General features: G+C 44.3%; 13 protein-coding genes. 12 read left to right on the top strand and 1 reads right to left on the bottom strand.

Annotated features, from left to right (window positions below; genetic code table 11):
* Window positions 1–8: 8 nt before the first annotated feature.
* From RH061_RS17870 to RH061_RS17855, 4 genes are all read left to right on the top strand, one after another.
* On the top strand, window positions 9–329 hold the full coding sequence (locus RH061_RS17870) for an iron-sulfur cluster biosynthesis family protein (RefSeq protein ID WP_311072183.1): 321 nt from the start codon (window positions 9–11) through the stop codon (window positions 327–329).
* Window positions 330–816: 487 nt separating this feature from the next.
* Window positions 817–1,752 carry an EamA family transporter RarD gene (gene rarD, locus RH061_RS17865; protein ID WP_311072182.1) on the top strand — a complete coding sequence of 312 codons (936 nt, stop codon included), beginning with the start codon at window positions 817–819 and terminating at the stop codon, window positions 1,750–1,752.
* A gap of 313 nt (window positions 1,753–2,065) precedes the next feature.
* Window positions 2,066–3,424: an IS1182 family transposase gene (locus RH061_RS17860; protein WP_311072181.1), complete on the top strand. Its 1,359-nt coding sequence runs from the start codon at window positions 2,066–2,068 to the stop codon at window positions 3,422–3,424.
* A gap of 215 nt (window positions 3,425–3,639) precedes the next feature.
* Entirely contained in the window at window positions 3,640–3,846 is a 207-nt protein-coding gene (locus RH061_RS17855; protein WP_311072178.1) for a hypothetical protein, read from the top strand.
* A gap of 81 nt (window positions 3,847–3,927) precedes the next feature.
* Here the strand turns inward: RH061_RS17855 and RH061_RS17850 are convergent, their stop codons facing one another.
* Window positions 3,928–4,728 carry an NAD kinase gene (locus RH061_RS17850; protein ID WP_311072176.1) on the bottom strand — a complete coding sequence of 267 codons (801 nt, stop codon included), beginning with the start codon at window positions 4,726–4,728 and terminating at the stop codon, window positions 3,928–3,930.
* Window positions 4,729–4,873: 145 nt separating this feature from the next.
* On the opposite strand from RH061_RS17850, the gene sppA reads away from it, so the two are divergent.
* The 8 genes from sppA to RH061_RS17810 all read left to right on the top strand — a co-directional run bounded on the left by sppA (window position 4,874) and on the right by RH061_RS17810 (window position 12,172).
* Complete coding sequence (gene sppA, locus RH061_RS17845; protein WP_311072175.1) at window positions 4,874–5,884, top strand: signal peptide peptidase SppA; 1,011 nt, start codon at window positions 4,874–4,876, stop codon at window positions 5,882–5,884.
* Between the two features lie 162 nt (window positions 5,885–6,046).
* On the top strand, window positions 6,047–6,577 hold the full coding sequence (locus RH061_RS17840) for an RDD family protein (protein ID WP_396654902.1): 531 nt from the start codon (window positions 6,047–6,049) through the stop codon (window positions 6,575–6,577).
* A gap of 70 nt (window positions 6,578–6,647) precedes the next feature.
* Window positions 6,648–7,346 carry a DUF2953 domain-containing protein gene (locus RH061_RS17835; RefSeq protein ID WP_311072173.1) on the top strand — a complete coding sequence of 233 codons (699 nt, stop codon included), beginning with the start codon at window positions 6,648–6,650 and terminating at the stop codon, window positions 7,344–7,346.
* An 18-nt stretch (window positions 7,347–7,364) separates the two neighbouring features.
* Complete coding sequence (gene ytfJ, locus RH061_RS17830; protein ID WP_311072172.1) at window positions 7,365–7,871, top strand: GerW family sporulation protein; 507 nt, start codon at window positions 7,365–7,367, stop codon at window positions 7,869–7,871.
* Between the two features lie 157 nt (window positions 7,872–8,028).
* Window positions 8,029–8,529, top strand: a complete 501-nt coding sequence (gene tpx, locus RH061_RS17825; protein ID WP_167832681.1) for a thiol peroxidase — start codon at window positions 8,029–8,031, stop codon at window positions 8,527–8,529.
* A gap of 213 nt (window positions 8,530–8,742) precedes the next feature.
* Window positions 8,743–9,738: a class I SAM-dependent methyltransferase gene (locus tag RH061_RS17820; protein WP_311072170.1), complete on the top strand. Its 996-nt coding sequence runs from the start codon at window positions 8,743–8,745 to the stop codon at window positions 9,736–9,738.
* A 247-nt stretch (window positions 9,739–9,985) separates the two neighbouring features.
* The gene (locus tag RH061_RS17815; RefSeq protein ID WP_311072169.1) at window positions 9,986–11,173 is read left to right on the top strand and encodes an acetate kinase; all 1,188 of its coding nucleotides are present in this window, start codon (window positions 9,986–9,988) and stop codon (window positions 11,171–11,173) included.
* A 162-nt stretch (window positions 11,174–11,335) separates the two neighbouring features.
* Window positions 11,336–12,172: an EcsC family protein gene (locus RH061_RS17810; RefSeq protein WP_311072168.1), complete on the top strand. Its 837-nt coding sequence runs from the start codon at window positions 11,336–11,338 to the stop codon at window positions 12,170–12,172.
* Window positions 12,173–12,174: the final 2 nt, after the last annotated feature.

Below are 12,174 nucleotides of genomic sequence, written 5' to 3'. Positions count from 1 at the left end.
GATCATCAATGGAAATCGAAATCAGGGAAGCTGCATTGGAAGAGTTAAGTAAGGTCCAATTCGGCGAAAGTGAAGGAATCAGAATTCTGGCGGAGTTTGTTGGTACATGTTCAATCGCCACAGACATCCAGCTGCAAGTCGAGGAAAAGCAGGCTGATGATGAAGTCATCACAGAAAACGGCATTCACTTCTTCGTGCCGGAAAAATCGCTGGAATCCCTGCCTGCTAAAATATTCCTGGATTTCAAACCAGGTTTCGGCTATAAAATCTCCTCAACTGAAGAGACATTTGGTTATAACTTCAAACTTAAACCAAGACAAGAGAAATAACCCAGGGTGGGTTATTTTTATGTAAATAATCACATCCATCCCCATTATGGAGGCACTAAAAGGTGCTGAATCAGGAAAAAGCGCCATCCATAGTGCTTGTGGAGACGCGAAAGGACGGAGGGTCCGAAAAAAGCGTCATCCATCCACCTCATGGAGACACCAAAAGGGGCTGAATCAGGAAAAAGCGTCATCCATAGCGCTTATGGAGACGCGAAGAGACGGAGGGTCCGAAAAAAGCGTTATCCATCCACCTTATGGAGACATCAAAAAGCGTAGGATCAGAAGAAAGCGTCATCCATCTGCTTTATGGAGGCGCAAAAAGGGGCAGGATCAGAAAAAAGCGTCCTCCATAAGCCTTATGTAGAGGCGAAGTAGCAAGTCTGCATAATTTGTCTGTTATTGGTCGTAAAAAAAGATTGTCAGTCCGCAGCTTCCACATTTATAATGGATATTATTTCGAGTCTAGAAAGATTAGGAGGCTGTCCTGATGGATAAAAGGACTGAACAACAAGCTGGAGTTCTTTACGCAGCTTTTTCTTATATACTATGGGGTGTCCTCCCTGTTTATTGGAAACTTTTGCATCATGTAAATGCAGATGAAATTCTGGCTAACCGGGTATTCTGGTCGTTTTTCTTCATCGCTGCCATTTTAGTTCTTAATAAGAAATGGGGCCTTTTCACAGGGACCTTGCGCGGACTGGCCCAAAACAAGAAACAATTAGCTGCCCTCACCGTGGCATCCATGCTGATCAGTGTCAACTGGTTCATGTATATCTGGGCAGTCAATACAGATCAGATGATCGAAGCAAGCCTTGGGTATTATATCAATCCGCTCGTAAGCGTCCTGCTGGGAATGATATTCTTGAAGGAACGTCTTTCCGTACTCCAATATCTATCATTTGCGCTGGCGGCAATCGGCGTGCTGGTTATGACGATTTCTTATGGGCAATTTCCGTGGATCGCACTATCTCTGGCAATCTCCTTTGGCCTTTACGGATTGGCAAAGAAATTGATCAAGGTGGATTCTGCTGTAGGGCTCGCGCTCGAAACACTGGTCGTCATGCCTCTAGCAGCTATCTATATTGGCTACCTTATGATTCAGGGGACGAACTCATTGTTCGCTAGTTCCTTGTCGACTACCCTGCTGCTGGCAGGTGCAGGCGCGGCAACCGCAGTTCCTCTGCTGTTTTTTGCAAAAGGTGCGCAAAGGATCCCGCTGGCAACACTAGGAATCCTGCAATATATCGCACCAACATTGACGCTCATCCTTGGGGTTTTCGTCTATCACGAAACATTCTCGACAGTCCACTTGCTGGCCTTTACTTTTATCTGGTCTGCCTTGATTCTCTATTCCTTATCAAGGACAAAGATGGCGGCAGCACTATCAGTGAAATGGAAAAAAGAAAAAGGGTTGCCTATGTAAAAGAAGAGAGCTGCGGAATTTTCCGCAGCTCTCAGACTGTAGACAAACTCGATGAAAATCCTGTTTGTTTACAGTCTTTTTTTGGATGGTGCTGGAATGGGGCTGTTGATTTCCGTTCCAGGCGCTTCGCTTTCCGCGGGGCCGGCGGTGAGCCTCCTCGTCGCCGTTGGCGCCTGCGGGGTCTCACCTGTCCGTCTGATCCCGCAGGAGTCTACGCGCCGTCCACTCCAATCAACAGAATTCCTCAACTTAGTGTGGAACTAACCATAAGTCTCTTTTAAAATAGATATATATAACGCTTGAGGTGATAAATATGCTTTCGAAAAATAATCCAATCCAACGAGATCAATTAGAAATGGTTGCTTTAGACCAACTGGTTCCTCAGGAACATTTAGTCCGCAAGATGGAAGCAGCCCTTGATTTTACTTTCATCTATGAATTGGTGAAGGATGTGTATTCGGAAGTAGGGCGCCCAAGCATTGACCCTGTGATTTTAATTAAACTTACCTTCATTCAATATACCTTTGGCATCCGTTCCATGCGCCAGACCATTGCCGAAGTAGAAACGAATATGGCCTACCGCTGGTTTTTGGGTTATGGATTCCATGATAAAGTGCCCCACTTCTCCACCTTCGGGAAGAATTACGAACGCCGTTTTAAAGATACAGATTTGTTTGAACAGATCTTCTATCGAATTCTTAAGACCGCAGCTGATAAGAAACTTATTAGTGCTGAACATGTCTTTATTGATTCAACCCATGTAAAAGCAAGTGCGAATAAGCATAAATTCGAGAAGAAAGTGGTGCGTAAGGAAACACGAGCGTATCAGGAGAAACTCCAGGAAGAAATCAATTTGGATCGGGAAGACCATGGGAAGAAGCCATTTCCTCCTGATAAATTTGACAAGGAAGAGTCAAAGGAAATCAAGGAAAGCACGACCGATCCGGAGAGTGGATACTACGTCAAAGACGAGCGCACAAAACAGTTTGCCTACTCCTTTCATGCGGCATCAGACCGTAACGGATTTGTCCTGGGTACAATTGTGACACCTGGTAACACGCATGACAGCCTGATCCTTGAGCCACTGGTAGAACAAGTGATAGAGAAAGTCGGAAAGCCCAAAGCCGTTGCGGCCGACGCAGCCTATAAAACTCCAGCTATTACGAAGTTCCTGATGGAAAACGAAATGACCCCGGCTTTGCCTTATACACGACCGCGAACGAAGGACGGATTCTTCCGTAGATATGAATATGTATATGACGAATTCTACGACTGTTATTTGTGTCCTGCCGGTGAGATCCTGAAGTATTCGACCACCACAAAAGAGGGGTATCGTGAATATAAATCCCCAAAACACATCTGTGCAACCTGCCCGTTTTTAGCGCAATGTACAGAAAGCAAGGATCATCAAAAGGTGGTAACTCGCCATATCTGGCAGGAGTATGTGGAAGAAACGGACCACTTGAGGCACAAGCAGGAAGTAAAAGAAATCTATGCGAAGCGTAAGGAAACCATAGAGCGCGTATTCGCAGATGCAAAAGAAAAGCATGGCATGCGTTGGACAACCCTAAGGGGGCTTAAAAAATTGTCGATGCAGGCGATGCTTACTTTCGCTGCCTTGAACTTGAAGAAGATGGCCAACTGGACTTGGAGAAGTCCAGTAATGGCCTAAAAGTATAGCGAAGAGAGTCTATTTTCTTTAAAACATCCGACGAAATCCAAAAGGGGGTTCGGAATGAGACCATTCCGAACCCCTTTTGTCGACAAACTGAGAGCTGCGGAATTTTCCGCAGCTCTTTCTTATAGGTAAAACACATTAAGGAAAAATATGTTAAACTAGTGGTGAGTTCTTTATAACGGAATCGTTAGCTGGAAGGGAGTGGTGAAATGAAGGAAAATATAAGGTTTGCTTGGTTTGCTACTTGGTTTGCACTTGTTGGACAGCTCGTATTTTTTCTTGGTGTTTCCATTTTTACAGGTGAATGGAGATATGCAATGTGGAGCTTCATGGTGAGTTTATTAGCCGGAGTCCCTAGCCTGGTCAATACCTGGCAGGCACAGAAAAGAATCAATCTTAGTAAACTCGATCAATAGTATTGTTCCTGGAAGGTTACCAGTTCCATATCAAAAAGCCCAGAGATCACTCTGAGCTTTTTTTACCCTAAAATCTTTCGATTATAGGAATGTCCTCTTCACTTTTTCCCAGAAGGAGTTGTCCTTGAGCTTGACTGTCTTGATGATTTTGTTGCTCAGCTTGACGTCGAATTTCTCGACATGCTGGATGCTTAGTGCTTCGTTATCCATTCCCATGATCGGATAATCGTTGCCGTCCTGGGCAACCTTGAAGGTAAGCTTCCTGTCACCGCTGAGGATGAATGATGACCCAAGCGTGCGGAAGTCATTATTGTTCACTGAAGCAAGCTCGCTCACCTGCATGCAAGGAAGCAGCGGGTCGACAACTGCGCCGTTGACTGATTTATTATAAGCGGTGCTTCCCGTAGGAGTTGCGACGATCATTCCGTCACCACGGAAGGTTTCGAAGTGCTTGTCATCGATAAAGACATCCATCACAAAAGCCTTGATGATCGCTGAACGGACGCTGAACTCGTTCAGGCAGCCAAATGTTGTTTCCTCATCGATCGTAACTTCGATGGTCGGATAGCGTCTGACCTCGATTTGTGAATTTGTGATTGCTTCGATCATTTTATCCGTATCTTCTAGATGGAAATCGCAGTACATATTCAAGGAACCGGTGACCGAAATGCCGGCATACAGGCAATCATCACGGAAGCCGGTTTTTCTGACGGCCTGCAGGAATGTACCGTCATCACCAACGCTGACGATGATATTAGCGGTACGATGATCATTCACGATATTGAAATTATACTGTTGTGCCAGTTTATAGAGAGGTTCAACTTTTTCCAGCATGGTTGTGTCTGGCGTATGGTGAAAATAAATATTGCGGCGATCTGGCATTATAAATTCCTCCAAACATTGCGTAATTCTTCCATATTTTTACCCACTTTTAAAAACTTTTGCTAAAATAAATGTTATTGACATCAGTTTATCATTTTTTCATAAGGTTTTGAAAGTAAAGAGAAATTCATAAGGGGGCTTCAAGATGAATGGGAAAAGGTGGGCGGCTTTAGGAATAGCCGTCGGATTGTTCATTGCTTCAATATTTATTAATTTTCTGTCGACAGTCGCTTTCAGTGACGCAGAAGATGCGTTTACAGATATGTTTGCTGTATCGGAAGAAATGTTTGCGGAAGAGATTATCGAAGAAGGTGACATGCTGAGCAAAATTGCAGTATTGTCCATCAATGGAGTGATTCAGGATACAGGGGATGCGGAATCATTCTTTGAAAGTCCGCTCTATAATCACAGGGCGTTCATGGAACAGCTTGATTATGTAAAAGAAAACGATGATGTGAAGGCCATCATCCTGCAAGTGAACTCGCCTGGTGGCGGCGTCGTGGAAAGTGCGCAAATCCATGACAAGATCAAAGAAATCCAAAAGGAAACGAAAAAACCGGTTTATGTATCGATGGGGTCAATGGCCGCTTCTGGTGGTTATTATGTGTCTGCTCCTGCGGATAAAATCTTTGCAAGCCCTGAGACGCTTACCGGATCGCTGGGTGTCATCATGCAGGGAGTTAACTATGCTGGCCTTGCAGAAAAGTATGGAGTTGAATTCACGACAATCAAAAGTGGACCATACAAGGATATCATGAGCCCATCAAGACCGATGACAGAAGATGAGCGCAAAATCCTCCAATCCATGATTGACAACTCGTATGAGGGATTCGTAAAAGTCATTTCGGAAGGACGCGGTATGTCTGTTGAACAGGTCAAGGATATTGCGGATGGCCGTATTTATGATGGTCGTCAGGCAAAGCAGCTGAAATTGATCGATGGATTTGGATATCTTGAGGATGTCATCGAGAGTGTCAGGAAGGATGAAAACCTCGGTGACGCTACTGTCGTCAAGTACACAGAAAGCATGGGATTTGGTTCGTTTTTCAGCATGAGCGCACAAAAAATCATGGGCAAAGACGCAGAAATGGCAGGATTAATGAAGATATTGTCCCAGCCTAACTCTCCACGCCTCATGTACTTATATGCGGAATAAGGAGGGGAAGAAATGAATTCGGATGATTTTAAAGATCGGGACAATGAATCCTCTCAAGCAAAAGGTGGAATCGAAATCACGGATAGTACCGAAACCCCTGAAAAAGGATCGGATATTCAAGAGGAAACAGACACACCAATAGAGCAGATTGAAACTAGGAAGATACAAGTTAATGGCAACCCCGAAGCTGATGTTTTTGTATATGGGAAAGTTCAGGGCAATACCGATGCCGATGTTTATGTAAATGGGAAGAGTGAACCCGGAAACCATTTATACTCCGGTCTCTATGCCGGATTCTGGACACGTTTCTGGGCCTATCTGCTTGACCTGATTGTAATCGGAAGCATCAACCGGATGATCATCAATCCAGTGTTCAGGGCGCTGGATGTGTCCTTGATCGAAGATGGCATTTTTTCACCGGTGTCTATTGCGACCGCAATCGTCTTCTACTTGTATTTTGTGTTAATGACAAAGTACCTCGGCCAAACTCTCGGAAAAATGGTCTTTGGCTTGAAAGTAGTGGAGCTGGATGGCAAGGGACTTACATGGGGAACCGTTATTTTCCGCGAATGGATTGGCCGTTTCATTTCAGCAACCATCATGGTTTTGTATGTGGTCGTTGCCTTTACAAAAAAGAAACAAGGTTTGCATGACCTGTTTGCTGATACAACCGTCATATATGAACCACGTTAAATGAACCTGCTGCGGCAGGTTTATTTTTTTGCCTTTTTGTTGATAATAATAAGCTGAAAGGTTGTGGAGGATGATGAAATGGGTGCTGCTTGCCATACTGCTTCTCACGGTGCTTGTACTTATAATCCTTTTTACTAAAGTTAAGATTTTTTTAGATTATTTCCACGGCAATGATAATGATCATTTCAAGGTAACGATTAAAGCCTGGGGCGGATTAATCAAGTTCAAGATCGAAGTACCGGTTGTGAAAATCGATGATGATTCTCCCACCATCATTGCCGAGCAAAAAGTCAAAACAGGGCCCGATGAAAATATGAAACAACAAAAAACCACTCAGGTTGATAAAAATGACTTACTAAGCAGCCTTCATGATTTCAAGCAGCTGATCAATCACATCGCCGGACTCCATAAAATCATCCGGAATTTTTTAAAGAAGGTGACGATCAGGAATATTGAGTGGCATACGATGGTGGGCGTTTCTGACGCTGCAGCCACTGGCGTATTGACGGGTGCCTTTTGGGCAGTCAAAGGAGGGGTCATTGGAGTACTGAGCAACTATATGAAAATGAAAGAAATGCCTGTCATGACGATTACACCAAGCTTCCAGCAAACCGTATCAATTACTAGTTTTAAATGTATGATACAAGTAAGAGTCGGGCATGCTATTTTAGCAGGTATAAAGCTGGTTAAATATTGGAGAGGCGGCTGGCCTGAATTTAAATCAAAGCCATTATCCGCTCTTTCCGGTGAAAATACTAATTCTGTCTAAAATAAGGAGGAAACAGGAATGTCCGACCATCCAATTCAAGGATTAATGACAACTGCCATGGAAAGCTTGAAAGAAATGATTGATGTCAACACAATCATTGGGGACCCCGTAGAAACACCGGATGGAAGTGTAATCCTGACAGTTTCTAAGGTAGGGTTCGGTTTTGCTGCAGGTGGAAGTGAGTTCGTGCTGGAAAGCTCGAAGGGAGGTTCCGGAGGCTCAGGCGGCTCTGGAGGATCTGGAGGACAATCCGGAGGAGCACAGCATCCATTCGGAGGAGGTAGCGGTGGCGGTGTTTCCATCACGCCAATTGCTTTCTTGATTGTCAGCTCCAGGGGTGTGAAAATGCTTCATCTGGATGAAAATACGCATTTGTATGAGAAAATTCTTGACCTTGCCCCTCAGGCAGTCGAAAAAATCCAGCAAATGTTGTCCAAGAAGGACCAGAACAGCCAGGACAGCGGCCAGAACAAGGATCAAAAGCAAAATGACTACAATGGACCGAAAACGGATCTTGATATTTAGGACCATGCTGCCTTTTCACCATGAAGAGGCAGTTTGCTTGTGTCAGAGACTGGCAGGGCCGAAGCAATTTTGTGCTTTATTTTAAAATAATTGCAAAAAAATTCTTTAAAAGATATATTAACACTGTACATATAATGGACAAGGAGGATGAGCAGGTATGGCATCTGTTACATTTAAGGGGAACCCAGTTACATTGCTAGGAAATGAAGTAAAGGTAGGAGACCAGGCACCAGACTTCAAAGTGCTTGCAAACGATCTTTCTGAAGTAACTCTTCAAGATTCAAAAGGACAAGTACGTTTAATCAGCGTTGTCCCCTCATTAGACACAGGAGTTTGTGACGCGCAGACTCGCCGTTTCAATGAAGAAACTGCCAACCTTGGCAACGTGAAAATCCTGACAGTCAGCGTGGACCTTCCTTTCGCTCAAAAGCGCTGGTGTGGAGCGGCTGGAATCGATAAAGTCCAAACTCTATCTGACCACCGCGAGCTTTCCTTTGGAGAAGCATACGGCGTAGCAATCAAAGAACTTCGCCTGCTTGCTCGCGCAGTATTTGTTGTTGACTCAAACGACAAAGTCACATACGTTGAGTATGTAAGCGAAGCAACAGACCACCCTAACTACGAAGCAGCAATCGAAGCTGCAAAACAAGCGAACTAAACACAACTTTGGAAACAAGCCGCAGAAAATACTGCGGCTTGTTTTGCTTTGAGGATCGATTACTATCGGACGAATGGAGTACAAGAGCGGAGAAAGTGTCCGATAGAATCCCAACCTTAATCCAGTCCAATTCCTTTCCAGCCATATGCCTTGTACACAAAGCAAAACAGGGCTAAAATATATAAATATCCATTGAAATCAGGAGGAAAAAAAGTGAGTGTTACTCCGGTAGAACAATTATTTACTGCATTCAACACGAGTGCAGATATTTTAAAAGAAGAGTTGTCATGTACATATTTGGAAGCGCTGGCTGAAAGCGGAGAAAACATGTTCCAGGGTACAGTGCTTCAGGATGAATTGAATGAAGTGACAAAGAAACGACTTGAAAAAGTATACAAAGACATCAACCTTGACTCCTTTAGCAAAGAAGAAATCCGCAAGGGCTTCCAGCTTGCGATCTTGAAGGGCATGAAGGAACATGTGCAGCCGAACCATCAAATGACACCTGATTCTGTCGGCATGTTCATCGGCTACCTGGTCAATAAGTTTGTCGACAAGAAGTCATTCAGGCTTCTTGACCCTGCGGTCGGAACCGGAAACCTGCTGGCGACGGTTTTGAACCAGCAGACAGACAAGGAAATCGATTCAATCGGAGTCGAGATTGATGACCTGCTGATCCGGCTGGCCTTTGTAAATGCCAACCTTCAAAAGCATCCAGTGGAATTTTTTAATCAGGACAGTCTTGAACCACTGTTTGTCGATCCGGCAGATGCCGTCATTTGTGATCTTCCAGTCGGGTACTACCCTAATGATCTTCGAGCGGAGCAATATGAGGTAAAAGCAAAAGAAGGCCATACGTACTCCCATCACATGTTCATCGAGCAAAGTACAAAGCATGTGAAAGAAGGCGGGTACATGTTCTTCATGATCCCTAATGGTCTTTTTGAGAGTGAACAAGCTCCGATGCTTCATGAATTCATTAAAAACCATCTCATTGTCCAGGGGGTTTTACAGCTTCCGGCGTCTTTGTTCAAAAACAAGCAGGCAGCTAAAAGCATTCTTATTCTGCAAAAGAATGGTGAAGAAGTGAAACCGCCAAAACAGGCACTCCTTGCAGAGTTACCAAAACTATCGGATGGTGCAGCAGTGAACAGGATGCTGAATAAAATCGATCAATGGTTTACCGAAAATAAATCGACACAGAACTAGGACCGGATCTTTTCCGGTTCTTTGCATTTGTTTCGGGTATATAAACCATGCCAATATTTTTTTCTAATCCTTAGAAGTATCTGAATAAAAACTCATTTCCAATTTGGAAAAGCTTTGCTTGAAATGTGAAAAAGACAGTGTTTAAATGGGAAAATGAGAGATATAATCGCAGCCTGTGGCGCACAATAAAGGTGTACTATTTCACTGTATTTTTAATCAGGTTGTTATATAAAAGGAGCGGTACAAAATGTCTAAAATCATTGCAATCAATGCCGGCAGTTCGTCACTTAAGTTTCAACTGTTCGAAATGCCTAGCGAAGAAGTCATCACTAAAGGTATCGTTGAGAGAATCGGTCTAAAAGATTCCATCTTCACTATTTCTGTTAATGGTGAGAAGAACAAGGAAGTTACTGATATCCCGAATCATGAGGTTGCGGTAAAAATCCTTCTTGATAAACTGACAACTTTGGGAATCATTCAGTCTCTTGATGAAATCGAAGGAATCGGGCACCGTGTTGTTCACGGCGGAGAGGAATTCAGTGATTCTGTATTGATCACAGAAGAGGTTTTACAAAAAATCGAAGAACTTTCAGAGCTTGCACCACTGCATAATCCAGCTAACTTGACTGGTATCCGTGCATTCCAGCAAGTACTGCCGAATGTCCCTGCTGTTGCTGTTTTCGATACAGCTTTCCACCAGACAATGCCTGAAAACTCTTTCTTGTACAGCCTTCCATACAATTATTATAAAGAGTACGGAATCCGTAAGTACGGTTTCCATGGAACTTCACACAAGTATGTTTCCCAACGTGCAGCGGAAATGCTAGGACGTCCGGTTGAGCACCTGCGCCTGATTTCCTGCCACCTTGGAAACGGTGCAAGTATCGCTGCAATTGAAGGCGGTAAGTCAATCGATACATCGATGGGCTTCACTCCGCTTGCAGGCGTGACGATGGGGACTCGTTCAGGTAACATCGATCCGGCCTTGATTCCATACATCATGGAAAAGACCGATAAATCTGCCGATGAAGTATTGGATGTCCTTAATAAAGAAAGCGGTATGCTTGGTGTATCCGGATTCTCAAGTGACCTTCGTGACATCGAAGACGAAGCAGAAAAAGGAAATGAACGTGCTGAGCTTGCATTGAAAGTTTTCGCAGACAGAATCCATAAATACATTGGTTCATATGCAGCACGCATGTGCGGTGTTGACGCGATCATCTTTACGGCAGGTATTGGTGAAAACAGTTCGGCAATCCGTGCCCGTGTCCTGCAGGGCCTAGAGTTCATGGGAATCTACTGGGATCCAGCATTGAACAAAGTGCGTGGTGAAGAAGCATTCATCAGCTACCCGCACTCTCCGGTAAAAGTAATGGTTATCCCGACAGATGAGGAAGTCATGATCGCCCGTGACGTTGTGCGTTTGTCAAAATAAATCACGACCCCAGGCAGAAGCGAAGAGGCTTCTGCCTTTTTATGATGTTTAGCGGGAAATGGATTTGTTTTTAGCTGCATGCGCATGTCGGGGGTGACCGAGGCGTTTCTGCTTTTCTTGTGCTATACTGGAAGAAAATTCAGATAAGCTGGAGGTTTTTCTATGCCTTTGACTCAACGGGAACAAAAGGTGCTGGATGAATTAAGTGCTTGGGAAAACAATCTTTATGACTATGAACCGAACGACTTTGAGTTGGCGTATGACAGATATCTTGAACGGTCTTTTTCACTTTTGCCAGAAGAAGTGCAGGACCGCTTTTTCACCTTGTTCGACAGCTGGCTTTTCCATCTTCACTCCTTAATCCAGGGATCACAGCTGCAGATGGATGCCAAAGAACGGATTTTATCTGCCGGGCGCGTTTTCCAGCCGGAACTTGAAACAATTGAGGATTTGAGGGAGCTGCCGATTGAACAGCTTGAGTTCATTGCCAAGCAACAAATCGCCCGACACAGGCTCTATTCCTTTGTCCAGGGCGGCATGTCGGGAAGCGGTGGAAATCTTGTGCTCGGAGCTGATATGCCCGCGATAGCCGTCATAAATTTGCGGATTGTCCAGCTGGTTGCAATGACGTATGGATTCGAAGTGAATACACCATTTGAGATGATGGTCGCTTTGAAGGTTTTCCATACGGCGACAATGCCCTCAAGGATGCAGAGTGCGGGCTGGGAAGAGCTGAAGAATGACATCGAACAAGCAGAGGACTTTTATTTCTACGAAGGCAATGATGACCTGACAGACGTGACATGGCTTGAACAGCCAATCAAACAGATTTTCAAAGGAATGGCAATCCTGATGTTCCGCAAAAAGCATGTCCAGGGCATGCCGTTGATTAGCATGGGGATTGGCGCGGGAGCGAATTATCAATTGACGAGAAGAGTTACGGATTTCGCCCATAAATTTTACCAGATGAGATATTTCAAAGAAAAAGGAGCTCTATAGGC

The sequence above is a fragment of the Mesobacillus jeotgali genome (assembly GCF_031759225.1).
GTDB lineage: Bacteria > Bacillota > Bacilli > Bacillales > Cytobacillaceae > Mesobacillus > Mesobacillus jeotgali_B.
The sequence above is the reverse complement of the archived record's forward strand: the minus strand, read 5'-3'. Positions and strand labels throughout refer to the sequence as shown.